General features: G+C 72.2%; 25 protein-coding genes. 13 read left to right on the plus strand and 12 right to left on the minus strand.

The window, feature by feature from the left end:
- Nucleotides 1-6: 6 nt before the first annotated feature.
- Complete coding sequence (locus ABZX75_RS00890) at nucleotides 7-660, minus strand: pirin family protein (RefSeq protein WP_355406384.1); 654 nt, start codon at nucleotides 658-660, stop codon at nucleotides 7-9.
- Nucleotides 661-729: 69 nt separating this feature from the next.
- On the opposite strand from ABZX75_RS00890, the gene ABZX75_RS00895 reads away from it, so the two are divergent.
- From ABZX75_RS00895 to fabF, 5 genes are all read left to right on the plus strand, one after another.
- Nucleotides 730-1947, plus strand: a complete 1218-nt coding sequence (locus ABZX75_RS00895) for a helix-turn-helix domain-containing protein (RefSeq protein ID WP_355406386.1) — start codon at nucleotides 730-732, stop codon at nucleotides 1945-1947.
- A gap of 89 nt (nucleotides 1948-2036) precedes the next feature.
- Nucleotides 2037-2954: an ACP S-malonyltransferase gene (locus tag ABZX75_RS00900; RefSeq protein ID WP_355406388.1), complete on the plus strand. Its 918-nt coding sequence runs from the start codon at nucleotides 2037-2039 to the stop codon at nucleotides 2952-2954.
- A gap of 19 nt (nucleotides 2955-2973) precedes the next feature.
- Nucleotides 2974-3978, plus strand: a complete 1005-nt coding sequence (locus ABZX75_RS00905) for a ketoacyl-ACP synthase III (protein WP_355406390.1) — start codon at nucleotides 2974-2976, stop codon at nucleotides 3976-3978.
- Nucleotides 3979-4033: 55 nt separating this feature from the next.
- Complete coding sequence (locus ABZX75_RS00910; RefSeq protein ID WP_355406392.1) at nucleotides 4034-4282, plus strand: acyl carrier protein; 249 nt, start codon at nucleotides 4034-4036, stop codon at nucleotides 4280-4282.
- Between the two features lie 79 nt (nucleotides 4283-4361).
- A complete protein-coding gene (gene fabF, locus ABZX75_RS00915) occupies nucleotides 4362-5627 on the plus strand; it encodes a beta-ketoacyl-ACP synthase II (protein ID WP_355406394.1) in 1266 nt (421 codons plus the stop codon).
- 157 nt (nucleotides 5628-5784) lie between these two features.
- Here the strand turns inward: fabF and ABZX75_RS00920 are convergent, their stop codons facing one another.
- Entirely contained in the window at nucleotides 5785-6279 is a 495-nt protein-coding gene (locus ABZX75_RS00920) for a DUF3145 domain-containing protein (protein WP_030160508.1), read from the minus strand.
- Nucleotides 6280-6530: 251 nt separating this feature from the next.
- Here ABZX75_RS00920 and ABZX75_RS00925 point away from each other — a divergent pair, with 251 nt between their 5' ends.
- Nucleotides 6531-7427, plus strand: a complete 897-nt coding sequence (locus ABZX75_RS00925; protein ID WP_355406397.1) for a GDSL-type esterase/lipase family protein — start codon at nucleotides 6531-6533, stop codon at nucleotides 7425-7427.
- Between the two features lie 129 nt (nucleotides 7428-7556).
- Here the strand turns inward: ABZX75_RS00925 and ABZX75_RS00930 are convergent, their stop codons facing one another.
- The gene (locus ABZX75_RS00930) at nucleotides 7557-10022 is read right to left on the minus strand and encodes a glycoside hydrolase family 3 C-terminal domain-containing protein (RefSeq protein ID WP_355406399.1); all 2466 of its coding nucleotides are present in this window, start codon (nucleotides 10020-10022) and stop codon (nucleotides 7557-7559) included.
- A gap of 175 nt (nucleotides 10023-10197) precedes the next feature.
- Between ABZX75_RS00930 and ABZX75_RS00935 the strand changes: the two genes are divergently transcribed.
- Together ABZX75_RS00935 and ABZX75_RS00940 are read left to right on the plus strand one after the other, a co-directional pair.
- Nucleotides 10198-10764: a TetR/AcrR family transcriptional regulator gene (locus ABZX75_RS00935; RefSeq protein ID WP_355406400.1), complete on the plus strand. Its 567-nt coding sequence runs from the start codon at nucleotides 10198-10200 to the stop codon at nucleotides 10762-10764.
- Between the two features lie 56 nt (nucleotides 10765-10820).
- Nucleotides 10821-11531: a carbon-nitrogen hydrolase family protein gene (locus tag ABZX75_RS00940; protein WP_355406401.1), complete on the plus strand. Its 711-nt coding sequence runs from the start codon at nucleotides 10821-10823 to the stop codon at nucleotides 11529-11531.
- Nucleotides 11532-11668: 137 nt separating this feature from the next.
- Here ABZX75_RS00940 and ABZX75_RS00945 read toward each other — a convergent pair whose 3' ends face one another.
- The 4 genes from ABZX75_RS00945 to ABZX75_RS00960 all read right to left on the minus strand — a co-directional run bounded on the left by ABZX75_RS00945 (nucleotide 11669) and on the right by ABZX75_RS00960 (nucleotide 16312).
- The gene (locus ABZX75_RS00945) at nucleotides 11669-13255 is read right to left on the minus strand and encodes a DUF2142 domain-containing protein (RefSeq protein WP_355406403.1); all 1587 of its coding nucleotides are present in this window, start codon (nucleotides 13253-13255) and stop codon (nucleotides 11669-11671) included.
- A gap of 13 nt (nucleotides 13256-13268) precedes the next feature.
- Entirely contained in the window at nucleotides 13269-14999 is a 1731-nt protein-coding gene (locus tag ABZX75_RS00950; RefSeq protein ID WP_355406405.1) for a hypothetical protein, read from the minus strand.
- Between the two features lie 217 nt (nucleotides 15000-15216).
- The gene (locus ABZX75_RS00955; RefSeq protein WP_355406407.1) at nucleotides 15217-15825 is read right to left on the minus strand and encodes a DUF1707 and DUF4190 domain-containing protein; all 609 of its coding nucleotides are present in this window, start codon (nucleotides 15823-15825) and stop codon (nucleotides 15217-15219) included.
- Nucleotides 15826-15976: 151 nt separating this feature from the next.
- Entirely contained in the window at nucleotides 15977-16312 is a 336-nt protein-coding gene (locus ABZX75_RS00960; protein ID WP_355406409.1) for a helix-turn-helix domain-containing protein, read from the minus strand.
- A 96-nt stretch (nucleotides 16313-16408) separates the two neighbouring features.
- On the opposite strand from ABZX75_RS00960, the gene ABZX75_RS00965 reads away from it, so the two are divergent.
- Complete coding sequence (locus ABZX75_RS00965; protein WP_355406411.1) at nucleotides 16409-17323, plus strand: NAD(P)-binding domain-containing protein; 915 nt, start codon at nucleotides 16409-16411, stop codon at nucleotides 17321-17323.
- Nucleotides 17324-17475: 152 nt separating this feature from the next.
- Here ABZX75_RS00965 and ABZX75_RS00970 read toward each other — a convergent pair whose 3' ends face one another.
- The 3 genes from ABZX75_RS00970 to ABZX75_RS00980 all read right to left on the minus strand — a co-directional run bounded on the left by ABZX75_RS00970 (nucleotide 17476) and on the right by ABZX75_RS00980 (nucleotide 19887).
- The gene (locus ABZX75_RS00970; RefSeq protein ID WP_355406413.1) at nucleotides 17476-18294 is read right to left on the minus strand and encodes an EI24 domain-containing protein; all 819 of its coding nucleotides are present in this window, start codon (nucleotides 18292-18294) and stop codon (nucleotides 17476-17478) included.
- 85 nt (nucleotides 18295-18379) lie between these two features.
- Nucleotides 18380-18802, minus strand: coding sequence for an organic hydroperoxide resistance protein (locus tag ABZX75_RS00975; RefSeq protein WP_355406415.1), 423 nt, complete (start codon nucleotides 18800-18802; stop codon nucleotides 18380-18382).
- Nucleotides 18803-18867: 65 nt separating this feature from the next.
- Entirely contained in the window at nucleotides 18868-19887 is a 1020-nt protein-coding gene (locus tag ABZX75_RS00980; protein ID WP_355406417.1) for an NADP-dependent oxidoreductase, read from the minus strand.
- 110 nt (nucleotides 19888-19997) lie between these two features.
- On the opposite strand from ABZX75_RS00980, the gene ABZX75_RS00985 reads away from it, so the two are divergent.
- Nucleotides 19998-20420, plus strand: a complete 423-nt coding sequence (locus tag ABZX75_RS00985; protein ID WP_355406419.1) for a MarR family transcriptional regulator — start codon at nucleotides 19998-20000, stop codon at nucleotides 20418-20420.
- Between the two features lie 12 nt (nucleotides 20421-20432).
- Here the strand turns inward: ABZX75_RS00985 and ABZX75_RS00990 are convergent, their stop codons facing one another.
- Nucleotides 20433-21191, minus strand: a complete 759-nt coding sequence (locus ABZX75_RS00990) for a hypothetical protein (protein ID WP_355406420.1) — start codon at nucleotides 21189-21191, stop codon at nucleotides 20433-20435.
- A 78-nt stretch (nucleotides 21192-21269) separates the two neighbouring features.
- On the opposite strand from ABZX75_RS00990, the gene ABZX75_RS00995 reads away from it, so the two are divergent.
- The gene (locus ABZX75_RS00995) at nucleotides 21270-21893 is read left to right on the plus strand and encodes a hypothetical protein (protein ID WP_355406422.1); all 624 of its coding nucleotides are present in this window, start codon (nucleotides 21270-21272) and stop codon (nucleotides 21891-21893) included.
- On the opposite strand, the gene ABZX75_RS01000 is transcribed toward ABZX75_RS00995, so the two are convergent.
- A complete protein-coding gene (locus ABZX75_RS01000) occupies nucleotides 21890-22600 on the minus strand; it encodes a triacylglycerol lipase (RefSeq protein ID WP_355406424.1) in 711 nt (236 codons plus the stop codon). The genes ABZX75_RS00995 and ABZX75_RS01000 overlap by 4 nt on opposite strands.
- Before the next feature lie 210 nt (nucleotides 22601-22810).
- Between ABZX75_RS01000 and ABZX75_RS01005 the strand changes: the two genes are divergently transcribed.
- Together ABZX75_RS01005 and ABZX75_RS01010 are read left to right on the plus strand one after the other, a co-directional pair.
- A complete protein-coding gene (locus tag ABZX75_RS01005; protein ID WP_355406426.1) occupies nucleotides 22811-23848 on the plus strand; it encodes a rod shape-determining protein in 1038 nt (345 codons plus the stop codon).
- Complete coding sequence (locus ABZX75_RS01010) at nucleotides 23845-25506, plus strand: GAF domain-containing protein (protein WP_355406428.1); 1662 nt, start codon at nucleotides 23845-23847, stop codon at nucleotides 25504-25506. Before ABZX75_RS01005 ends, ABZX75_RS01010 begins: the two co-directional genes overlap by 4 nt.
- The last annotated feature ends 7 nt before the right edge of the window (nucleotides 25507-25513 follow it).

Consider the following 25513-nt stretch of genomic DNA (forward strand, 5'->3'; position numbering starts at 1 on the left):
GGCTCCTCAGGGCAGCTCCCAGATCAACAGCTCGCCGGGAGACCCGGCGGTGATCTCCAGGCCTCCTTCGCCGGTGATCCGTGCCGAGTCCCCGGGACCCAGCTCCTCCCCGTCGAGGCGCAGGTCCCCCCGGACCACGTGCAGGTACACCCGCTCCGCGGCCGGTACGGCGACCCGCTCGCCCGCGCCCGGCCGCCGCACGTGCAGCACGGCGCCGGCCGCGGGGACCTCGTAGGGCGTGCCGTCGGCGATCCCCCTGACCACCTCGTACGAGGGTTCCCCGCCCGGGGTGAGCGGCTCCAGCCACATCTGCACGAACCGCAGCCGTTCGGTGCCGTCGTTGCGCTCCACGTGCCGCGCCCCGGCTCCGGCGCCGAGCCGCTGCACGTCCCCGGCCCGGACCTGGGCGCTCTCCCCGGTGCTGTCCTTGTGGGTGAGCTCGCCCTCCACCACCCAGGTCACGATCTCGGTATGGCTGTGCGGGTGCTCATCGAATCCGGCGCCGGGGGCGAGGGTCTCCTCGTTACAGGCGAGCACCGGGCCGAAACGCAGGTTGTCCGGGTCGTAGGAGGACCCGAAGGAGAAGGCGTGCCGGGTGATGATCCCGGCCCCGGGATCCCCGCCCTCGTACCGGTCGGCGCCTCGACGTACTTCAATCATGGAGCCACCGTAGACGCCGGGCGCGGGACCGGACTCCGCTCACGGGCGCCGATAAGGCAGTCTTGTCCCGTGCCCCAACCCGAACGTGAGCATCTCCCCGCGCATGCCGCGCATGCCGCGCATCCGGCCCATCCGCACACCGCGACGCTGCGACGACTGGAGAAGTCCTCCGGCCGGCTCGCCGCCAACGCGATCGCGCGCATGGACGAGACCCTGCCGTGGTACCGGGCGATGCCCCCGGAGAACCGCTCGTGGATCGGCCTGGTCGCGCAGGCCGGCATCGCCGCGTTCACGGAGTGGTTCCGGCACCCGGAGACCCCCCAGGCGATCTCGACCGACGTGTTCGGAACGGCTCCGCGCGAGCTGACCCGGGCCATCACCCTGCGCCAGACCGTCGAAATGGTCCGCACCACGATCGAGGTCATGGAGACCGCGATCGAGGAGGTGGCGGCGCCGGGAGACGAGTCGATCCTGCGTGAGGCGCTGCTCGTGTACGCCAGGGAGATCGCCTTCGCGACCGCCCAGGTGTACGCGCAGGCCGCCGAGGCGCGCGGAGCGTGGGACGCCCGCCTGGAGTCGCTCGTCGTCAACGCGGTGCTGTCGGGCGAGGCCGACGAGGGCGCGCTGTCGCGGGCGGCCGCGCTCGGCTGGAACTCGCCGGAACACGTCTGCGTGGTCCTCGGCACCGCGCCGGAGGGGGACAGCGAGCTGACGGTCGAGGCGATCCGGCGCGCGGCCCGCCACCACAAGCTCCAGGTCCTCACGGGTGTGCTCGGGGACCGTCTGGTCGTCATCGCGGGCGGCAGCGACAACCCGATGCAGGTCGCGAAGTCCCTGATCGGGCCCTTCGCGGCGGGCCCGGTGGTGGCCGGGCCGGTGGTGCCCGACCTGCTGAACGCGACGAAGTCGGCGCAGGCGGCGGCAGCCGGACTGAAGGCCTGCACGGCGTGGCAGGACGCCCCGCGGCCGGTCTTGGCGGACGATCTCCTCCCGGAGCGCGCGATCGCCTCGGATCCCGCTGCGAGGGAGCAGCTGGTGGAGGAGATCTACAGACCGCTGGAGGAGGCGGGGTCGGCGCTACTGGAGACGCTGAGCGTCTATCTGGAGCAGGCGAGCAGTCTCGAAGGAGCCGCCCGGATGCTGTTCGTGCACCCCAACACGGTGCGCTACCGGCTCCGACGTGTGACGGACGTCACCGGCTGGTCACCCTCCGATGTCCGTTCCGCCTTCACGCTGAGGATCGCCCTGATCCTCGGGCGTCTGGCCGATGGCGATCCCCAGTCCTAGACTTTTGTCGGACATCAACAATTACCCCGACGGTTCTTCGTCCCTGTCCCCACGGGCGGCAGGGACCATCCACAAGAGAGAGTGTGAGGGTGCTCGTACTCGTCGCTCCCGGCCAAGGCGCTCAGACGCCCGGCTTCCTGACTCCCTGGCTCGACCTTCCCGGTGCCGCTGACCGCGTCGCCGCCTGGTCGGACGCCATCGGGCTCGACCTTGCCCACTACGGCACGCACGCCGACGCCGACGAGATCCGCGACACCGCCGTGGCCCAGCCGCTGCTGGTCGCCGCCGGTCTGCTGTCCGCCGCCGCGCTGGGCTCCCGTACGGCCTTCGGTGCCGTCGCCGGCCACAGCGTCGGCGAGATCACGGCCGCCGCCTACGCCGGCGTGCTGTCCGACGCCGACGCCCTGTCGTTCGTCCGCACGCGCGGGCTGGGCATGGCCGAGGCCGCCGCCGTCACCGAGACCGGCATGGCCGCGGTCCTCGGCGGTGACCGTGACGTGGTCGTCGCGCATCTGGAGAAGCTGGGGCTGACCCCGGCGAACATCAACGGCGCGGGCCAGATCGTGGCCGCCGGCACCATGGAGCAGATCGCCGCTCTGGAAGCCGACAAGCCCGAAGGTTCCATGAAGGTCGTCGCCCTCAACGTCGCGGGCGCCTTCCACACGCACCACATGGCGCCCGCGGTCGCCACGCTGGAGAAGGCCGCGGAGGCCCTCACTCCGGCCGACCCGGCGCTGAAGTACGTCTCGAACAAGGACGGCCACGTCGTCGCCACGGGTGCCGACGTCGTCGCCCGCCTGGTCGGCCAGGTCGCCAATCCGGTCCGCTGGGACCTTTGCATGGAGACGTTCGCCGAGCTGGGCGTCACCGGGATCATCGAGCTCTGTCCCGGCGGCACCCTGACGGGTCTGGCCAAGCGCGCGCTGAAGGGCGTACCGAGCGTGGCTCTGAAGACCCCGGACGATCTCGACAAGGCCGCTGCGCTCGTCGCCGAGCACACGGCCTGAGAGAAGGAGCCCACACAGCATGTCCAAGATCAAGCCGGCCAAGGGCTCCCCGTACGCTCGCGTTCTGGGCGTCGGCGGTTACCGGCCGACTCGCGTGGTGCCCAACGAGGTCATCCTGGAGACGATCGACTCGTCCGACGAGTGGATCCGCTCCCGCTCCGGCATCGCGACCCGGCACTGGGCCTCGCCCCAGGAGACCGTCGCCGTGATGTCGGTGGAGGCCTCGGGCAAGGCGCTGGCGGATGCCGGCATCTCCCCGGAGCAGATCGGCGCCGTGATCGTCTCGACGGTCTCGCACTTCAAGCAGACCCCGGCCGTCGCGACCGAGATCGCGCACCGGATCGGCGCGGGCAAGCCCGCCGCCTTCGACGTCTCGGCGGGCTGCGCCGGTTTCGTCTACGGCCTGACCCTGGCCAAGGGCCTGGTCGTCGAGGGCTCGGCCGAGTACGTCCTCGTCATCGGCGTGGAGCGGCTCTCGGACCTCACCGACCTGGAGGACCGCGCGACGGCCTTCCTGTTCGGCGACGGCGCCGGCGCCGTGGTCATCGGCCCCTCGGACGAGCCGGCCATCGGCCCCACGGTGTGGGGTTCGGAGGGCGACAAGTCCGAGACCATCAAGCAGACCGTGCCGTGGGACGAGTACCTCGGCAAGGACGGCGGCGAGAAGTTCCCGGCCATCACGCAGGAGGGTCAGGCGGTCTTCCGCTGGGCCGTCTTCGAGATGGCCAAGGTGGCCCAGCAGGCGCTCGACGCCGCCGGAATCACCGTTGACGACCTGGACGTCTTCATCCCGCACCAGGCCAACATGCGGATCATCGACTCGATGGTGAAGACTCTGAAGCTGCCGGAGCACGTCACGGTCGCCCGTGACGTGGAAACCACCGGCAACACCTCGGCCGCCTCGATCCCGCTCGCTATGGAGCGGCTCCTGGCGACCGGAGCGGCGAAGAGCGGCGACACCGCGCTCGTCATCGGCTTCGGGGCGGGACTCGTCTACGCCGCGACGGTCGTTACCCTCCCCTAGGGCCCGGATCCACATCCCGGCCTGAACACCCAGTCAGCTAGAGAAGGAGCGCCACATGGCCGCCACGCAGGAAGAGATCGTCGCGGGTCTCGCGGAGATCGTCAACGAGATCGCCGGCATCCCGACCGAGGACGTCGAGACGCACAAGTCGTTCACCGACGACCTGGACGTCGACTCCCTGTCCATGGTCGAGGTCGTCGTCGCCGCCGAAGAGCGCTTCGAGGTCAAGATCCCGGACGAGGACGTCAAGAACCTCAAGACGGTCGGCGACGCCGCCGACTACATCCTGAAGAACCAGGCCTGAGCCTGACGAGCGTTTGTCGCCACCTGGCGGTGGCGCCGTGACAATTCAGCACCCCCTTAGACGTGGAGAAAGAATTCCTGTGAGCCCGACCAATCGCACCGTGGTCGTCACCGGTATCGGCGCAACCACTCCGCTGGGTGGCGACAGCGCTTCGACCTGGGAAGGCCTGCTCGCCGGCCGTTCCGGCGTGAAGCCCCTCGAGGGCGAGCGCTTCGCCGAACTCCCGGTCCGTATCGCCGCTCCGGCCGCCGTGGACCCCAGTGAGGTCCTGCCCCGGCCGCTGGCCCGCAAGTTGGACCGCTCGGCGCAGTTCGCCGTCATCGCGGCCCGCGAGGCGTGGGCCGACGCCGGCTACACCGCCCCGGCGGGCGAGGGCACGCCCATCGCGCCCGAGCGCCTGGGCACCGTGATCGCCTCCGGCATCGGCGGCGTAACGACCCTGCTCGACCAGTACGACGTGCTCAAAGAGAAGGGTGTGCGCCGGGTCTCCCCGCACACCGTCCCCATGCTCATGCCGAACGGCCCGTCGGCCAACGTCGGCCTGGAGGTCAACGCCCAGGCGGGCGTGCACACCCCGGTCAGCGCCTGTGCGTCCGGCGCCGAGGCCATCGGCTACGCCGTCGAGATGATCCGTACCGGCCGTGCCGACGTGGTCGTCGCGGGCGGCACCGAGGCGGCGATCCACCCGCTGCCGATCGCCGCGTTCGCCAACATGATGGCGATGTCCAAGAACAACGAGAACCCCGAGCAGGCTTCCCGCCCGTACGACAAGGCCCGTGACGGCTTCGTCCTCGGCGAGGGCGCGGGCGTCGTCATCCTGGAGTCCGCCGAGCACGCCGCCGCGCGGGGCGCCCGGATCTACTGCGAGGTGCTGGGCCAGGGCCTGTCCGCGGACAGCCACCACATCGCGCAGCCGGAGCCGACCGGCCGCGGTGTCGCGGCCGCGGTGCAGAACCTGCTCGACAACACGAGTCTCGACCCGGCCGAGCTGGTCCACCTGAACGCGCACGCCACGTCCACCCCGCAGGGTGACACGGCCGAGCTGAAGGCCCTGCGCAAGGTCCTGGGCGACGACCTCGACCACATCGCGATCTCCGCCACCAAGTCGATGACCGGTCACCTGCTGGGTGGTGCGGGCGGTATCGAAACCGTCGCGACGGTGCTGGCGCTGTACAACCGGCTGGCCCCGCCGACGATCAACGTCGACGAGCTGGACGACGACATCGACGCGGACATCGTGCGCGGCGAGCCGCGCAAGCTGCCGGCCGACGGCCCGATCTCCGCGATCAACAACTCCTTCGGATTCGGCGGCCACAACGTCACCCTGGCGTTCCGTACTGTTTAGTGCGCCTAAACCGGCGCCGCTCTCGCGGACGTGGTTGTCGCCGTGAGGTTGCTCAATTGATGGTTGCGGCGTTCGTCGTTTCGAACACCGCAACCGCCGCAACGCCATGCAGAAGGCCCGCTCAGGATCCCGAGCGGGCCTTCTGCATGGCCGGAGGCTAGACCACCTGGTGGAGCCAGCGCACCGGGGCGCCCTCGCCCGCGTAGCGGAAGGGCTCCAGCTCGTCGTCCCAGGGTTTGCCGAGCAGCTTGGCGATCTCCGCCTCCAGGTCGGTCTCGCCGCGGGCGGACCGGGCGAGGGCGGCGCGCAGCCGGTCCTCCGGGATCAGGATGTCGCCGTGCATGCCGGTGACGGCGTGGAAGATGCCGAGCTCGGGGGTGGAGCTGTAGCGCTCGCCCTCGGCGGTCGGGCAGGGTTCCGCGGTCACTTCGAAGCGCAGCAGGTGCCAGCCGCGCAACGCGGAGGCGAGTTTCGAGGCGGTGCCCGCTTCGGCCTGCCAGGAGAACTCGGCTCTCCAGGTGCCGGGGGAGGCGGGCTGCCTGATCCAGTCGAGGTTCACCCGCACCCCGAGCACGCCCGCAACAGCCCATTCCACATGCGGGCAGAGCGCGCGCGGTGCGGAATGCACGTACAGAACTCCACGTGTCGTCACCGGGACCTCCAGTGTGGGACGAGGTCGGGAATAAACTCCAGAAAACGGACAGTATGTGACGAGATGTAATGTAACGGAAATTATTTGACATTGCGCTACGGGACCTGCGGCCGAAACGCCACGGGAAAAAGCTACCGTGAGTCAGGGGTCGTGGTGTGACGTACGGTCGCTCCGAGCCCGGTCAACACATAGCTTTCACTCAGCAGGACGCCCCCGAAAGATGCGGGGCGACGAGGAGGGGACCCGTTCCGATGCGCACCACCGCCACCCGCCGTCGCTCGCGCCGGATCCTCGCGGGCGCGGGTACGGCGGCAGCCGTGCTGGCCGGGGCGGTGACCGGGTGTCAGTCGGGCGGGTCGGGGGCCGAGGGCGAGCGCGGCGCGCAGTCCGCGCCCCGCTGGAACACGGCGCCCACGTCGATCGCCGCTGTGGGTGACTCCATCACCCGGGGTTTCGATGCCTGTTCGGTTCTGGCCGACTGCCCGGAGGCCTCCTGGGCCACCGGCAACGACCCCGAGGTCCGCTCCCTGGCCACGCGGCTGCTCGGGGACACCGCGGCGCCGGCCCGCAGCTGGAACTACGCGGTGACCGGCTCACGGATGGCGGACCTGCCGGCGCAGCTGGCCGCGGCGGCCGCACACCGTCCCGACCTGGTCACGGTGATGGTGGGTTCGAACGACGCCTGCCGGGCCACGGCTTCGTCGATGACGCCGGTGGCGGAGTTCCGCGCCGGCTTCGAGCAGGCCCTCGCGGGCCTCAGGGCCGCTTCGCCCGCCTCCCAGGTGTACGTCTCCAGCGTGCCGGACCTCCAGCGGCTGTGGGAGCAGGGCAAGGACAGTCCGATGGTCCGGCAGGTGTGGAAGCTGGGCATCTGTCAGTCGATGCTCGCCGATCCGCTGTCGGTGGCCACGGGGGCGATGGCCCGGCGCGAGCAGGTGCGGGCGCGGGTGGTCGAGTACAACGAGGTGCTGCGCGAGGTCTGCGCGAAGGACGCGCTGTGCCGCTACGACGGCGGCGCGGTGTTCCAGTACCCCTTCGCGGCGGACCAGTTGAGCCGCTGGGACTGGTTCCATCCGGGCAAGGGCGGGCAGGCGCGGCTGGCGGAACTGGCACACCGCCAGGTGACGGCGGCCGAACCGCCGCGTTGACGCCGGCGGACGAGGACGGACAGGGGCGGACAGGGAGGGCCTGGAGGGGCCGGGGGCGGGTGTCAGGGCCCGCCCCCGGCCCAGTTCGCGCAGGCCGAGCGCATGGGTGATTTCCGGCCATACGGGAGGTCAGGCGATGTCGAGCGTCGCCCTCAGCCGCGTGTCGCCGTGCGAACGGCTCGCGCGGACCTCGTAGGCACCGGCCACGCGCTGCCAGCCGTGCGCCTCCTCGTCCCAGATCTCGAAGGCCCGGGCGGGCAGGGCGATCTCGGCCTCGACGCTCTCGCCGGGTCCCGCCTCGACGCCCGCGAAGGCCGCCAGCCAGCTCCCCGGGCGCTCGACGGCCGCGCTCCGCGCGCTGTCGGCCGCCGTCTCGACGGGCGCGAGGTAGACCTGGACGACCTCCCGTCCGGGGCGGGTGCCGGTGTTGGTCACGCGGACCCGGACCGCGTCGGCGGTGGCCTCCAGGGATTCGTAGGCCCAGTCGGTGTAGCCGAGGCCGTGCCCGAACGGGAAGGCGGGGGTGATGGCGTGCTTCTCGTACGCCCGGTAGCCGATGAAGAGCCCCTCGCGGTACTCGAGGCGGCCCTCGGCGGGGACGACCTCGGTGACGGGCGCGTCGGCGAACGTGGCGGGCCAGGTGGTGGGCAGGCGCCCGCCCGGCTCCGCGTCGCCGAGCAGTACGTCGGCCAGCGCGGCCCCGCCCTCCTGCCCGGGGAACCAGGTCAGCAGCACGGCGGCCACCTCCTCGCGCCACGGGAGCTCGACCGGCGAGCCGGCGTTGACGACGACCACGGTGTTCGGGTTGGCGGCGGCGACGGCGCGGACCAGGTCGTCCTGGCGGCCCGGGAGGGTCAGGTCCCTGCGGTCGAAGCCCTCGGACTCCACACGCTCGGTAGTGGCGACGACCACGACGGCGGTGTCGGCGGACCGGGCGGCGGCCACGGCCTCGGCGATGAGCTCGTCGGGGTCGCGCCGGGGGCCGAGGTGGAGCAGCGAGAACATGACCGCCTTCAGCGGCAGTGCGGTCATGTCGGGGACCCGGTAGGTCAGCGACACCTCGACGGGCTCGCCCTCGGTGAGGGTGATCCGGGCGCGCTCGCTGGGGGCGCCGAAGAAGGCCTCGAAGGGGTCGGACTCGTCACCCATCTCCTGGACGCCGTCCCACACCTTCTGCCCGCCCATGGCGAGGCTGAAGGCGCCGAGCCCGCGGGTGCCGAAGGCGTGCTCACCGCTCTCGCGCGGGACGAACGTACCGGTGACCTCGATGCTCGCCATGGTGTCGTACGTGGCACCCGCGGGCAGGTCGTCGCCGATCCACTGGACCTGCCCGCTCGGCAGGCCGCCTTTCCCGAGGACGGCGCCCGAGGCGTCGCGGCAGACGGCACGGAGCTCGAAGCCCTTGTCGGCGGGGGTGAGTTCGTCGGAGGGGTCGGCGCCGACGGTGAAGGTCAGCGCCCCCTCGGCCAGGGCGGCGGTGAGTCCGTCGAGCGGGGAGACGACCCGCTCCGGGAAGACGGTGGCGGAGCCGCCGCCCAGGACGCGGGCGTCGCGGGCGGCGGCTCCGATGAGGGCGACGGTGCGGCCGGGGCCGGCGTCGAGCGGGAGCGCGCCGTTCTCGTTGCGGACGAGGACGAAGCCGCGGGCGGCGAGCTCGCGGGCCAGCGCCTGGCCGTCGATGGGGGCCGGGGGCACGGCGACGGCGGCGGGGGCGCCGTCCAGGGCGCCGACGCGGGCGGCGAGGCGCAGGACGTTGCGCACGGCCGCGTCGACGGCGGACTCGGGGACTTCTCCGGCCCGTACGGCCGCGGCGAGGGCGGGTCCGTAGACGGTGCTCGGGCCGGGCATGGCCACGTCGAGGCCGCCTTCGATGTCCGCGGTGGTGGAGCGGGCCGCCATCCAGTCGGAGACGTTGAATCCGTCGAAGCCCCATTCGCCGCGCAGGACCTCGTTCACGAGGTGGTGGTGCTCGGTCATGGTCGTGCCGTTGACCTGGTTGTAGGCCGTCATGACGCCCCAGGGGCGGGCGCCCGCGACGATGGCCTCGAAGGGCGCCAGGTACAGCTCGCGCAGCGGGCGCGGGGCGATGGCGTTGTCGACGGTGAACCGCTCGGTCTCGGCGTCGTTGCCGACGAAGTGCTTGACGGTGGTGCCGACGCCGCCGTCCTGGACTCCGTTCACATAGCCGCTGCCGATGGCGCCGGTGAGGTACGGGTCCTCGGAGTAGCACTCGAAGTGCCGTCCCCCGAGCGGGGAGCGGTGCAGGTTGACGGTCGGCGCGAGGAGGACGTGCACGCCCTTGCGGCGGGCCTCCTGGGCGAGGAGCCGGCCCGCGCGGCGGGCCAGCGCGGGATCCCAGGCGGCGGCGAGCGCGGTGGGCGACGGCAGCGCGATGGAGGGGTCGTCGGCGGTCCAGCGCACGCCGCGGACGCCGATGGGGCCGTCGGACATGACCAGGGACCGCAGGCCGATCTCGGGGACGGCGGGCAGCGACCACATGTCCTGGCCCGCCAGCAGGCGTGCCTTGGTGTCGAGATCCAGGGCGCTGAGCGCCGCCTCTACGGCGTCCCTGCGGGTCTGTTCGGCATCGGTCACGGCCGTGCCTCCTCGTCGATTGCGGTGCGTGCGGTGACGGCGGCGCGGTCGCGCCGGGCCGGTGCCCCCATCGTGGACCCATTGCCTGTTGAACGGTAGGTTTCGTTATTTGTTCGTGATATTTCCATGGCGTACGGTCCTGCTGGCAGGTGTGGACGGAAGGGGAGCCGGGGCGATGACCAGGGCGAGGAGCGAGGAGCGGCGCGGGGAGATCCTCCGCGCGGCGGTCGAGGTGATCGCGGAGCGCGGCTACCGGGGTGCGTCCCTGAGCGCGGTCGCCGAGCGCGTGGGCCTGACCCAGCAGGGGCTGATGCACTACTTCCCGACCAAGGAGGCACTCCTGGTCGCGGTACTGGAGGAGCGCGACCGCTGGGACACCGGTGGCGGCTCGCGCGCAGCGGCCGACTCCTGGCGCCTGGACCTGCTGGCCTCGCTGGTGGACTACAACGCCATGCGCCCCGGCATCGTGCAGACCTTCTCGGCGCTGCTGGGCGAGAGCGTCACCGACGGACACCCGGCGCGGGAGTTCTTCACCGAGCGCTACGCCCAGGTCCGCTCGGAGATGGCGGCGGTCCTGCGCGCCGAATTCGGCGACCGCCTGCCCTCCGGCCTCACCCCTGAGCAGGCCGCCCCGCTGCTGACGGCGGTCATGGACGGCCTCCAGTACCAGTGGCTCCTCGCCCCCGAGGCGGTGGACATGCCGGCCGCTTTCCGCTCGTTCCTGACGCTGCTGCGGGGTTGATCACCCGGGCGCGGGAGGCAGCGGGCCCAATGGCATGCTGGTGGCATGCTGGCCCGGTGAAGATCGCCGCAGCCCAGTTGACCTGTGTCCCGGCCGACGTGGCCGCCAACACCGCGCAGGCCGTCGCGCTCGCCGCGCGGGCCCGCGCCGAGGGCGCCGAACTCGTGGTGTTCCCCGAGTTCACGCTCACCGGATACGAGCTGGAGGCGCTGGCCGCCGGCCCCGGGCTCTGGGTGGACGCCGAGGACGCGCGCCTGGACCCCCTGCGCTCCACCGGCATCGCCACCGCGGTCAATGTCGCGCTGGCCACCGGCGGGCCGCTCCCCGCCATCGCGACCCTGGTCTACGGGGCGGACGGCACGCACGTGACGACGTACGCCAAGCAGCACCTCTACCGGCACGAGCAGGGCGCCTTCGCACCCGGCGTGAGCGACGGGCGCTTCGAACTCGGCGGGATCCGCTTCTCCTTGGGCGTGTGTTACGACAACCACTTCCCCGAGCTGCCGGGCCGGGCCGCGGCGGACGGCTGCCGGGTCCACCTGGCGAGCTCCCTGTACGGGACGGGCGACGGGATCGGCGAACGGGCCACGGTGTACCCGGGAATGGCCAAGCAGCACGGCCTGTACGTGGTGCTGGCCAACCACGTCGGCCCGGCCGGGCCGTGGACCGGCTGCGGGCGGGCTGCGGTATGGGCTCCGGACGGGGCGCTGCTGGCCGAGGCGGACGACCGTACGCCCGGCGTGGTGACGGCGGAGGTCGGCGGCTGAGGGGTCCGGTCCCGGTCCGTGGGCCGGCACCGGGGGACGGGTCCCTCAGCCCTCAGGCGGGCGGGTCATGGCGGCTTGGCCGGACCGGCCGGCTGCCGGTCCAGCCGACCGGCTGGACCGGCCGGTCGGGCCGCCGGTCAGACCGGCTCGGGCACCCGCGAACGGCGTCCGGAGCGGGGATCGTCGAGGCGCCCGCCGTCCACGGCCGCGGGGGTCCGGTCCGACATCAACGCCGGCAGGATCAGGGCGAGCGCGGCCAGCGTGTAGACGCCGGTCCACAGGACCCAGCCGCCGGGAGGGGCCCAGTGCGCCGACGTCGGCACCCAGGCACCGGAGGTGCCGACCGCGAAGCGCCGCAGCGTCCAGAAGAAGGCCGCCGCGTTCGCCAGCGCGAGGCCGGCGACGGTGAAGCCGGCCAGCCGGCGCCAGGGGAAGCCCCGGTCGGGCGCCCGGCTCGCGCTGATCAGGACCGCCATCAGGGGCAGGCCCACGGCGAGCGGCAGCAGGTAGCGGCCCTGCCACACCATGCCGATCTTCTCCGCCTGCGAGGCCTGTGCGATCACCGGCAGCAACACGATGCCCGCCAGCATGCCGAACACCGCCAGCGCCTCGCGCCCCCGGCCGTAGGCCAGCGCCAGCGCGACGAGCGTCGCGATCGCACCCAGCCAGACCAGCCAGGTGAAGGCGGGCGCGGGCGTGTCCAGCCAGCCGAAGTAGCCCAGCATCTGCTTGATGTAGGTGTCGGTATTGCCGAGGGTCTGCCTGGCGGCCACCTTGGCCGTCAGCGACGCAGGCGTGTTGATCACCGAGTTGTCCGGGTGCCGGGACGCCCAGAGCAGCGCACCGGCCGCCGCTGCGCCCAGCAGGCCCGTCCAGAGCCAGAGGGCCTTGCGGCGCAGCACCGAACCGAGCAGCCCGCGCTGACGCGTCAGCAGCAGGCCGAAGACCAGCGCCCCGGCGAACCAGATCAGTCCGAGCGGGCGGATGTTGATGAGCACCAGCCCGCCGATGCCCAGCCGGGCCAGCCGGCGGTTCAGCAGCCGGGGGTCGGGCGACATCGTGATCGACAGCAGCGCCGTCCACACCAGGATCCCGGCGGCGATCTCGCCACCGCTGGGGTTGACCATGCCGGCCATGTACAGGGCCATCGGCGTGGCCGCGGCGAGGACGCCCAGCATCGCGACCGACCGGCGCCGCCACTCGGCGGCCGTGACCACGGCGCTGGCCAGCAGGGCGGAGCAGAGCAGCGCCGACATCAGGCGCATCAGGTACAGCCCCTTGGGGCCGTCGACGAGCAGGCTCGGCCAGCCGGTCGCCAGGTAGTAGGCCGGGTGGTAGCGGCCCGCGGCGGTGGTGACCTGGACGGTCTTCTCGGCGGTCCCGATCGAGGGGGCGCAGGAGGCGGGCTCGTCCTCGTGCCAGGCGTAGCACTCGTGCAGCCGGGGGAGCTGCTCGTACCACTGCGGCAGCCGCACCCCGGTCTCGGCGAAGTGGCCCTCGATGCCCGCCACCACGTGCGGGACCATCACCTCGGGTCCGTTGATCTGGCCCCGGGCGACGGCCGCGGCGCGGATGAAGTGCGCGTGCTCGTCCGGGGAACCGCCGAGCGGGGTGGCGGCGGACCAGGAGCCCGCGAGCGTGAAGAAGAGGGCGAAAGCGACCAGCCAGAGCCGCTTGGGGGTCCTGGCCGACCAGTCGGCCAGCCGCGTCAGTGCGGAGATCATCTGTTCCCTCTGGTCATCGGATGAAGCTCAGCCAGGTCTGGTCGCCGTCCTTGGAGCAGGTGCCTCCGGGGGCGAACTTCGGGCAACTGCCGTCCAGCTCGGTGATGGTGTGCGAGACCCAGGGCAGGATCCGGTAGGTGCCGTCCTGGGCGGGCATGTAGCGGTCGGACATCGAGGAGGAGACGGTGCCGAGCAGCAGCAGCAGGGCGCACAGGGTTCCGATCACCGCCGCCTCACGGCCCGGGAGGCCCGGGAGAGTCGGGAGGTTCGGGAGACCGGGGGCGCCCGGGCCGCCGCCCTGGGAGCCGGCCGGGAGGCGGGGCTCCGAGCCGGCCGCGTCCTCGGCGGTGTCGGTCCGGCGCCCGGCCATCCGCAGCGAGACCAGGTGGGCGATCAGCGCGCACAGGATCAGGCCGCAGTAGAGCAGCTGGTTGTTGGTGCGGGTGTACAGCTGGACGGTCTGCGTCTCGTACATGTGCGAGGCGATGTACATCCGCATCACCCACGCGCTGATGAACATGGCGGCGATGGTGACCACCAGCGGCTTGCGGATGCCCAGCCAGATCGCCGCGCCCAGGCAGACGAACGTGACCAGCGCGAACAGTCCGACACCGCCGTACTCGCCGGGCAGCGGCCAGTCGCCCGTCTTGCCGGGCATGTCGGTGCGCCACATCAGGTAGTACGCCGGGTCGGTGAAGTTGTCGAAGCGGAAGTTGTAGTCCTTGGTGGTCTGGCCCTCGGTCAGCATGACCATCAGGTAGCGCCCGGCCACCACGAGGAAGGCCGCCAGGGTGACGCCCATGAAGGCCGCGCCCTTGAGCCGGCCGGTCCGCCACGGGAAGTACAGCAGCGCGGCGAACAGCACACCCGCCGCACTCCACAGGAACCAGCCCGAGTAGGTCAGGAAGAGCACGCCGAGCAGCACGCCGAAGCCGGCGCCCTTGAGCAGCAGGGGCCGCCAGGCCTCGGTACCGCTGCGGCGCAGCGCCACCACCATCGCCACCAGCACCGGCACCAGCAGTACGAGCACCGTCTGGCTGTACGGCTTGTAGGGGTCGATCAGTGCGAAGGCCGGCGCCACGCCGAAGGCGAGCGCCCGGACCGGGCTGAGCAGCAGCCGCCAGGCGAGGTAGACCAGCGGTCCGAAGGCGGCGGCGCCGAGGATCTGGAGGTCCTTGAAGGCGTACGCGGTGTTGCCGCCCCGGAACCACTCGGCGTAGTAGCCGAGGGTCTGGAGGGGCAGCGGCGGATAGACCGGCGAGCCCGACGGCTGCCCGTTGGCGACCGCGTGGGCCCACTCGACGATGCGGCCGCTGTCGCCGTTGAGGCCGAACATCGGCCACGGGGTGCCAAGGAGCGCGACGACCGCGCCGGCGGCGACGAACCCACTGGCCAGACCGGCGATACCGGCGCTGGCCAGCCGGGCGGCCAGGTCGAAGTGCCGGCCGCGACGCAGCCGCATCGCCAGCACCACGGCGGCGACGAGCAGCAGGCCGATCAGGGCGAACCGCAGCTGGATCGCGGCGAGGCCGCTGACCTGCGCGATCCGGTTCAGGGGGTTGAGCTTGAAGCCGCGGGCCAGCAGCGGGAGGACGAGCGCCGCGGCGAAGGCCACGGCGGCCTCCAGCAGCAGCAGCCCACCGCGGGCGCGGGGTGCGCGCCGCAGGGCCGATTCCGGCCGGGCGGGCGCGGCCGGTCCACTCGCGGGCAGCACGGCGACCGCCCCCTCGGTACTGACTGTCACTGCGATGTCCCTACTGCTGGTCGGTCCCCTGCGATGAGGGCCGGATCGTGCGTCGGCAAGCCGCTGCCCGGCTCCGGGCCCCGCCACCGAAGCTCCGGGCCAGGGCGAACTCAAGGGCAGTGAGAGACAGCCTTGGCACGTGTTGCCGTGCATACTATCGGGCCGCCCTGGGTAAGCGGAGGCACGGAATTCGATCACGCTCCGTGTGCGGGAGGCGTCAGGAGCCGAGCAGCACGGCCAGCACGAAGAGCAGGGCCCAGCCGCCCACCGACAGCCAGCCGAGCACCAGGCCGGTGCTCGCCATCCCGTCGCCCTCGTCTCCGCGGGCACGGATCTGCGCCTTGGCGACATGTCCGGTGACCACGGCGGGCAGGGCCGTCGCGCCGAGCGTCGGCAGGCACAGCACACCGAGCACGAGCGAGGCGACCGCCGGCCCGTTGACCGGGCGCGCCTGGGGCGGCGGCCCGAAGAAGGGCGCCGCGAAAGACTGAGATCCGTAGGACTGCGGTGCGTAGGACGGCGGTGCGTAGGACGGCGGCACCACCGGCACCGGGGCGCCGAAGGGAGCCACCAACGGCCCGGACGGAAGGTCCGCGACGAGCCGGCCGAGCTGGCCGTACGTCTGCGCCTCGTACACCGCGTCGAACCGCTGCCCGTACTCCTCGGCGGAGAGCCGGCCCTCCGCGTAGGCCGCCTTCAGCACGTCGACCGTCCGGTCGCGGTCGGCGTTCGAGGCACGCATCGCGGACTGCGGGGTGTGCGCGGGCTGCCACGGCTGCCCGTACGGCTGCTGCTGCGGATGCTGCCCCCACGGCTGTACGGCCATCCGGCCACCTCCGAAGCCCGGGCGCGGGACGGGCTCCCCGCGCGCTGTGCGTGCCCTTCCAGAATGCAGGACGAGCGGGCGCGCGGAATGGTTTCCGCCGCCGCGCCCGTGGGGCGACGACGGGACGGGCGGGGTCGTCGGTCGGAGTCGGTCAGGCGGAATCGGGCAGGAGGTGCTTGGTGCCCCACGCGCCCAGGGACTCCAGAGCCTCGTTGAGGCCTTGGCCCAGGGGTGTCAGGGAGTACTCGACGCGGGGCGGGACCTCGTCGTAGACCTGGCGGTGGACGATGCCGTCCGTCTCCAGTTCGCGCAGCTGGGCGGAGAGCACCTTCTCGGAGACCCCCGGAACCAGTCGGCGCAGTTCACCGAAACGGCGCGGGCATTGTTCCAGCTCCCACAGGAGCGACACCTTCCACTTGCCGTCGATCACGGACATCGCCGCGGCTATCCCGCAGTGGTCCGCACCGGGCCTTCGCGTCACCGCCATCGCGCACCCTCCCCACCTGCTCGCTCACCTCGGGGTAAGCGCCCACTCCAAAGTGCGTACTTGAGCACCGCACAACCTGCCACCAGGCTAAACGTCATGACCGACAACACGACTCAGAACCAGCTCAACTCCTCGCTCACCCCCGTCACCCTCCTCGGACTCGGCGCCATGGGCACCGCCCTCGCCCGCACCTGGCTCGCCGCCGGGCACCCCCTCACCGTCTGGAACCGCACCGCCGCCAAGGCCGGGGCACTGGCCGCGGAGGGGGCCGTCGCCGCCGCGAACCCTGCCGAGGCGGTGGCCGCGAGCGGGCTCGTCGTGCTGTGTCTGCTGGACGACCGGAGCATCAGCTCCACGCTGGACGGCGTGGACCTGACCGGCAAGGACCTGGTCAACCTCACCACCGGTACACCCGCCGAGGGCCGGGCGCGCGCCGCCTGGGCCAAGGAGCGCGGAGCCCGGTTCGTGGACGCCGGGATCATGGCCACGCCGACGATGATCGGGGTGCCGGAGGCCGGGGGCTACGTCTTCTACAGCGGCTCCCGCGCCCTGTTCGACACCCACCGGACGACCCTGGAGGTCCCCGTCGGGGCACGCTTCGTCGGCGAGAACCCCGGTCACGCCGCCCTGCACGACGTGGCCCTGCTGAGCGCGATGTACGGGCTGTTCGCCGGGATCTCGCACGCCTACGCGCTGATCGAGGGCGAGGACATCTCCCCCAAGAACCTGTCCCCGCTGCTGTCCGAGTGGCTGGGCGCGATGGGCTTCTTCGTGGGCACCACCGCCGAGCGGCTGACCTCGGGGGACTTCACCACCGCAGTGGTGTCCAGCCTGGCCATGCAGGTCGCGGCCACCGGCACCCTGACGCGCACCGCGGAGGAGCAGGGGGTCAGCGCGGAGCTGATCTCGCCGTACCTGGAACTGATGCGGCGCCGGCTGGCCGCCGACCCGGCGGCCCACGGCGGCGAGGACACGGCATCCGCGATCGCGCTGCTGCGAGCCGGGCGGTGAGAACGGGCCGGCATCGCTGCCCGGCCTGCCGGCCCGGCGCCGGCCGGACCCGGAGGTGCGGCCCCGAAGGTGCGGCCCCGGAGATACGGATCAGGAGATACGGATCAGGCGGGCACGGGAGACCCGCCTGACGACCGGTCGGTGCGGCAGGCTCAGCGCCCCGGAGGGGGGCCGAAGCCGGGGGTGGGAGGGGCCGCTTCCCGGTGACCCCGGTCCGCCTGCTCCTCCGGCGCGGAACCGCCCAGGAGGTCCCGCGCCATCAGCGTGGCCCCCGCCACCGCGCCCGGCATCAGGAACACCGCGACCATTGGCACCAGGAACGCCAGCACCAGCGGGACCCCGAAGCCGAGCACCAGCATCCGGCGCGAGCGCAGCAGCACCAGCCGCTCGGCCAGGTCCACCTTGCGCCGCTGGAGGGCGACCGCGGTGAGCTCCTGGGTCAGGAAGTATCCGGAGACACAGAACCCGAGCACGGGGACCACGGTCTGCCCGATCACCGGGATGAAGCCCATGGCGAAGAGCAGGATCCCGTACAGCAGCACCCGGCCGAGCACCCTCACGCTGTCCCGCGCGGAGATCCACAGCTCTCGCCAGAGCGGGAGCCCGGACTCGGGGACGTCGCCGCCCTCGCTGCGGTCGACCTGCTCGGAGAGGGACTCGTAGAACGGCTGGCCGATCAGCAGGGTCACGGCGGTGAAGGTGATCACCGCGAGGAAGAGCCCGAGGCAGAAGACGAGGGCGGTCAGGAAGCCGCGGAAGAGCCCGAGCCACGGCGAGGACCAGCCGTCGGCGAAGGGGGTGACCCACGCGATCAGGTCGTCGGCGCCGTAGCCGAGCCCGATCAGGGCGCCGGCGTAGAGCACGAACGACACCAGTCCGGGCAGCAGCCCGAAGCCCAGCCACCGGCCGTGCCCGAACACCCATCGCTGACCGGCCAGCAGATACCGGAAACCTCCCGCAAGATCACGCATGGGCACAGCTTACGGCGAAGGCCGCACCCCGGATCCGGGGTGCGGCCTTCGGCGGGCGTGAGCCGATTCAGCGGGATCCGCTGGATCAGACGGCGAGCTCGACGGTGATGTTGCCGGCGGTGGCCTTGGAGTACGGGCAGACCTGGTGGGCCTTCTCGAGGAGGTCCTTGGCGGTGGCCGCGTCCACGGTCGGGATCGAGGCGGAGATCTTGACGATGAGGCCGAAACCGTCGTCGTTCTTGCCGATGCCCACCTCGGCGGTGACGGTGGCGCCGGTGATGTCGGCCTTCTCGTTGCGGGCGACGACGCCGAGCGCCCCCTGGAAGCAGGCGCTGTAACCGGCGGCGAACAGCTGCTCCGGGTTGGTGCCGGCGCCGCTGCCGCCCATCTCCTTCGGCGGGTTCACGACGACGTCGAGCTGGCCGTCGTTGGTGGCGACGCGACCGTCACGGCCGTTCTCGGCGGTGGCGACAGCGGTGTAGACGACATCGGACTGCTGGATGGACATGTAAGAAGATCCTCCTGGTGAATCGCCGCGGCTCGCGCCCACGACCACGGCGGTGTGGAGTGAGCCTAACCGGTGAAAGAAACGATCATCTTTCCGGTGTTCTCGCCGCGCAGCAGGCCGAGGAAGGCGGAGGTCGCGTTCTCGACGCCCTCGACGACCGTCTCGTCGTACCGCAGCTCGCCGGAGCGCAGCCAGCCGGCCACGTCCTGGACGAACTGCGGCTGGAGCGCCGTGTGGTCGCTGACGAGCACGCCCTGCAGACGCAGCCGCTTGCCGATGACCTGCACCAGGTTGCGCGGACCGGGGGTGGGCTCAGTGGCGTTGTACTGGGCTATCGCGCCGCACAGGGTGGCCCGGCCGTGCACCTTCAGGGAGGAGATGGCGGCCTCCAGGTGGTCCCCGCCCACATTGTCGAAGTAGACGTCGATGCCCTCGGGGGCGGCTGCCTTCAGCTGCTCGCCGACGGGACCGTTCTTGTAGTTGAAGGCGGAGTCGAAACCGTACTTCTCCGTGAGCAGTGTCACCTTCTCGTCCGAGCCGGCGGAGCCGATCACCTGGGACGCGCCCTTGAGCTTCGCGAACTGGCCGACGAGGCTGCCGACCGCGCCGGCCGCGCCGGAGACGAAGACGGAGTCGCCCTCCCTGAAGGAGGCGACCTCCAAGAGCCCGGCGTAGGCGGTCAGGCCCGGCATGCCCAGCACGCCGAGGTAGGCGGAGAGCGGGGCGAGCGAGCCGTCCACCTTGGTGGCGTGCCGCGCGTCCACGTCCGCGTACTCGCGCCAGCCCAGGCCGTGCAGGACGTGGTCGCCGACCGCTATGCCCTCGGCGGCGGAGGCGACCACCTCGCCGACCGCGCCGCCGTCCATCGGCTTGTCCAGCTGGAACGGCGGGACGTACGACTTCACGTCGTTCATCCGGCCGCGCATGTACGGGTCCACGGACATGTGGAGGTTGCGGACCAGGATCCGGCCGGGCGCGGGCTCGGTCACGGGCACCTCGCGCAGGGCGAAGTCCTCGGCGACGGGCCAGCCCTGCGGGCGGCGGACGAGGTGCCACTCGCGGCTGACGGCGGGGATCTCAGACATGCGGCGCTCCTGATGACGAGAACAGTGCTTCACGGGAAAGTGCTTCACTAGGTGAAACAACCATGCGCCTGGATATTTCATGTTGTCAAGTAAATGGGTACGCTGGATCCATGCCCAGCCGTCGCGCAGACCCCCTGACCCTTGAGGTCGTCGAGCTCATCGGCGACGTCGTGGCCCGCTACCACGAGGAGTACGAGCACGCCGCCGCCCGCCACCAGCTCACCGGCGCGCAGGCGCGCATCCTCGGACTGCTTTCGCTGGAGCCGCTGCCGATGCGCCGCATCGCGCAGAAGCTGAAGTGCGAGCCCTCGAACATCACCGGCATCATCGACCGGCTGGAGACGCGCGGCCTGGTCGAGCGCCGCCCTGACCCCACCGACCGCCGGGTCAAGCTGGCCGCCCCCACCGAGGAGGGGCTGCAGACCGCGGACCGGCTGCGGGAGTCGCTGGACTTCGCGCGCGAGCCGCTGGCCGGACTGACCACGGCCGAGCGGGCGGTGCTGCGCGACCTGCTCAAGCGGATGCTGGGCTGACCTGCCCCGTTCTCAGCAGAAGATCCACCAGCACGACGGCTTCGTCGGGGTCGGGGTCGGCGTCGGAGAGGGCGTGGGACTGGCGGGCGGCTTCGCGGTGCCGGAGCCGCCCGGTGTGGGCTGCGTCGCCGATGCCGTCGGTTTTACGGTGCCCTGCGTGCCGGAGGGACCGGGCGTCGGCCCCGCCGTCGCGGAGGCGGAGGCGGACTCGCTCGGTGCGGGCTCCGTCGCCGCGCCGGAAGACGCCGCGGGCCCGGCCGACTTCGTGGCGCCACCGGTGGCCTTCGCGGTCGCGGAGCCCTTCCCGGACGCCTTGCCGGAAGGCGCGCCGGTCTTCGAGGCATCCGGCGCCGGAACGGCCCGGTCCTGCTCGGCGTCGTCCGTCAGCACGACCGTGGTGGCCCGGTCGGTGCGCTCCCCGTCGGTCACGATCCGGGCCATGGCCAGCGACCCGCCGGCCGCGAGCAGCAGTCCGAGCCCGATGGTCATCACGGTCCGGCGGGGCCCGCGGTGCGTCGCGGCGCGGCGGCGCGAAGCGGCCCTGCCGCCACTCTGGTTCGGCGCGGACAGCACGACGAGCGAGTCGGCGAACACCTCGGCCAGCGCGGCGGGTTGCGCCGCCGGCTGCGGCGCGGAGCCGGGCTGCGCGCCGGGCCCGGCGGCGGACCCGGCAGCGGGCGCGACGGGTATCAGGTACTCGGCCGGTGTTCCGCACCCGGCGCACGCCAGTGCGCCGTTGAGGTGCCTCCGGCAGGCGTGGCAGTAGTTCATGGCGCCCGCAGGCTACGCGGTCCCGGGCAACATCCGTATCCCGAGAAGGTAAGGATCCTGTGTGGAATCGTGGCCCGCATGACAGCGAACCCGACCCCGACGCCGCGCCCGGGAACCTTCGGGCCGGGCGCCTTCCAGCTGGTACTGCTGCGCCGGATGGCAGATTTCCAGCCGGACCTGGCCGAGGAGGCCCGACGGCGGCTGGGTGCCTCGCTCGCGGAGCAGCGTGAGGCCAACAAGCGCTGGCAGGCCATGGTCCGCTCCCCCAAGTCCCGCGGTGCCCTGGCCCGGTACCGCTCGGTGCTCGGCCCGCCGGAGTCGGCCGAGCGCCGCCGGATCGGCGACCTGGAGTGCGAGGCGCTGCTGTGGCCGGTGCCGCTCTGGCCGGACCTGCGCTTCGAGGTGCTGGCCGCGCCGGACGGGGCGGTGTGGAACGAGTGGCTGGTACGGGCCCCGGGCGCGCGGGGGCCCGTACTGGAGTCGCCGGACGATCTGCGGCCCTGGTCGGCCACGGTGGACGAGGTGGCGCGGGCCTTCGCCCCGGTCCGGCCGATGGAGGGCACCGCGCCGACGCGCTGGCGCCTCGCGTTCGCCGCGCGGGGGCTGGCGTGCGTGGCGGAGTTCACGTACGGGCTGCTCCAGCGGGTCTCGGTCGAGGAGGCTCCGGGCGGGCGGGGCCTCGCGGACGGGATCTGGATCTAGGTGGCGAGGAAGGCCCGTACGCCCGCCGAGGTGGCGTCGTCGAACAGCAGGTCGTTGTGTTTCAGGCAGCCGGCCGGCGTGTTGGCCGCTCCGGTGAGCGGGACGCTGTCGTCAGGGTTGACGACCTCGTCGCAGTTCGACCAGAAGGTCGCGTACTTCACCGCGCCCGGGGTCTCGTCCCCGCTGTTCAGGTTCTTCACCACGTACGAACCGGGGGTCATGTCCCGGCACGCCTGGTCCCACAGGGCGCAGGCCCAGGCGGTGGAAGTGCCGCGGTTGGGTCCGGCGAGCGAGACCCAGTGGTCCACGGTCGCCGCGCCGCCGCCGAATTTCACGTACCAGCGGCTGACGAGCGAGCCGAAGGAGTGCGTGACGACATCGACCTTGGCGGCGCCGGTCCGCTGGCGCACCTGTTCGACGTAGGCGCCGAGCCGCCCGGCCAGGATTTCGTTGACCGACTGGTGGCTGTCGTAACCCCACGAGAAGAGCTCCGAGTCGGCGTACCCGGCGGCGAGCAGGTTCTCGCGCAGGGACCCCCAGACGCCCGGGTCGGCGTTGTAACCGTGTACGAAGACCACTGGATTGCGCGTTGGCGCCTGGTCAGAGCCCGCCTTCGTCACCCGGTCGGCGGCATGGGCCGGGAAGGGCGCCCACAGCGCCAGGCAGAGCGTCAGGAGTGCCGTCAGTCGCTGGCGGGCCGTCAGCATCGAGTCCCCTTTACCTTGTTACGCGCCAGTAGCGCGTGCGGTGCGGGCATCGTGCTGCCTGTCGGTACAGAAATCCACCCCCATGCAGCCGCGGGGCACCCCCGGCCGGAGCATCACAACGGGCGGTTCACCCCATAGGCCCGAGAAGATATGAAAAAGCGACCGGCATTCCGCCGGTCTTCTTGCGCCAGCGCTCTCGGAGGATCTGCCGTGACCGTCAGTCTTGAGCAGTTGTGCCGCTGCCACGTGGCCGTCGACCTGGGCGCGGCCAGGACCCGTGTCTACGTCAAGGGCGCCGGCCTGGTCGTAGACGAGCCCAGCGTCGCCGCGGTGAACACGCGGACCGGTGCACTCATCGCCGTCGGCACCTTCGCCGAACGGATGACCGGCCGCACGCCCGACTACATCCGCGTCGTACGCCCCGTCTCCGGCGGCACCGTCGTCGACATCGAGATGGCCCAGCGGATGCTGCGCCACCTGCTCGGGGAGAAGCTGCGGCGGGCCCTGCGCCGCAAGCCCCGGCTCCGGGCCGCCGCCTGCACCCCGCACGACGCCGACCCGCTGGCCCAGCGGGCGACCGTCGAGACCCTCGTCGGGCTCGGCGCCCGCCGGGTCGAACTCGTCGACACCCTGATCGCGGCGGCCGTCGGCTGCGGACTGCCCGTGGAGCAGCCGACCGCAACCATGATCATGGTGTGCGGGGCCGCGGCCACCCAGGTGGCCGTCCTCTCCCTCGGCTCCATCGTCACCGCCGTGCGGATCCCCGTCGGCGGCGAGGCCATCGACCACGCGGTCGTGCAGCACCTGCGGCACGCACACGAGCTGATGCTGCCCAGCCAGGCCGTCCGGCCGCTCCAGGTGGCCCTGCACGGCAACGGCATCACCGCCGAGGGTCCGGCCTCCACCCTGATCCACGGCCGTGACGTGGCCACCGGACTGGCCCGCTCCGTCCACGTGGACACCGCGGCCGTACGGGACGCCATCCACACCCCGCTGACCGCCGTCCTCGACGGCATCGGCAAGGTGCTGCGGGACTGCCCGCCGGACCTGGTCGCGGACCTGACGGACAAGGGGATCATGATGGTGGGCGGCAGCGCCCTGCTGCCGGGCCTGGACCAGATGCTGCGTGACGCCACCGGTATGCCCGTCGCCATCGCGGAACGGCCGGACGTGTGCGCCGTGCTCGGTCTCGGCGCGATGCTCGAAGGGAAGATCGCCCCGATGGTTCTCAACCCGTTGGCCGAATGACGCACACCGGCGCGCCGGAGCCCGCACCGGATGCAGGGCGGGAACAGCATGCCGGACAGGAGCACCATCCCGTACAGGAGCAGGATCCCCCACAGGAGCACCATCCCGTACAGGAGCAGGCAAGCCTCCCGGTGCTGCTGGAGGCGGTGCTCAGCGTCGGCTCCGAGCTGGAACTGCACGCCACCCTCCAGCACATCGTGGACTCGGCGACCGAGCTGTGCGCGGCCCGGTACGGGGCGCTCGGGGTCGTCGACCCCGAGCGCGTCCGGCTGACCGAACTGTTCACGGCCGGGATGACCGAGGCGGAACGCGCCGCGGTCCCGCGCCTGCCCGACGGACGCTCCGGCCTGCTTGGGGCCCTCATCGGCGACCCGCGCCCGCTCCTGCTGGACGACCTCACGACGGACCCCCGGTCGGCCGGCTTTCCCCCGGGCCACCCGCCCATGCACACCTTCCTCGGCGTCCCGATCCGTGTGCAGACCGACGTCTTCGGCAATCTCTACCTCACCGAGAAGCGGGGCGGCGGTCCCTTCACCGACGAGGACCTCGCCCTGCTGCGCGTCCTGGCCGCGCAGGCGGGCATAGCGATCGGCAACGCCCGGCTGTACGAGACCGCGCGCCGCCGGGAGCGCTGGATCGAGGGCGCCGCCGCCGTGACCACGGCCCTGCTGGCCGGCCGCCCGGCGGCGGACGCGCTGATGTGCGTGGCCGAACGGGCCCGGCTCCTCGCGGACGCGTCGGCCGGGGTGGTGCTCCAGCCGACCTCCGAGGGCGGCATGGAGATCGTCGCCGCCTCCACGCACGGCGACCCCGGCGACCTCGTCGGCACCGCCATCGCGCCGGGTTCCGCCGTACTGGAGCAACTCCTCGGCGGCGAGCCAGTCTTCATCGAGGACTCGGCGACGGACCCGCGGATGACCACCCGCGTCCGCGAACGGTTCGGCCCCAGCATGATGCTCCCGCTCCAGAGCGGCGGCCAGCTGATCGGCACCCTGGCCCTGCCGCGCGCCCGGGGCGGTCCCGCGTACGACGCGGTGGACCGGCTGCTGGCCTCGCAGTTCGCCTCCCAGGCCGCGCTGGCCCTCGTACTGGCGGACGCGCAGCACGACCGGGAGCAGCTGGCCGTGTACGAGGACCGCGACCGGATCGCGCGGGACCTGCACGACCTCGTGGTCCAGCGGCTGTTCGCGACGGAGATGATGCTGGAGAGCACCCGGCGCCGCTCCTCGAACGCGCCGTCCGGAGACACGGTCGGCGAGGAACTCAGCCGCGCCGTGGACGAGCTGGACTCCACCATCCAGGAGGTCCGCACGGCCATCTTCGCCCTCCAGCAGCCGCCGACCGACGCCCCGACGACGTTCCGGGGCCGGGTCCTGCGCGAGACGGACGGGGCGGCGGTCCTCCTCGGCTTCCCGCCGTCGGTGCGCTTCACGGGCGCGGTGGACGCCCTGGTCCCGGATCCGGTGGCGGGCGACCTCCTCACGGCCCTGCGCGGCGCCCTGGCCGCGGCGCACCGGCGCAGCGAGGTCACCTCCATCGAGGTGGAGGTGGACGCCGTCCCGTCCCGCGTCCGCCTGACGGTGACGGACGACGGCCGCACGGAGTCGGGCACCCGGGGCACGACGACGACGTGGGAGTCGGCGCTCTCAAGCCCCTGAGGCGAAG

Origin of the sequence: Streptomyces sp. NPDC003038, from assembly GCF_040611115.1 — a bacterium.
Classification (GTDB): Bacteria; Actinomycetota; Actinomycetes; order Streptomycetales; family Streptomycetaceae; genus Streptomyces.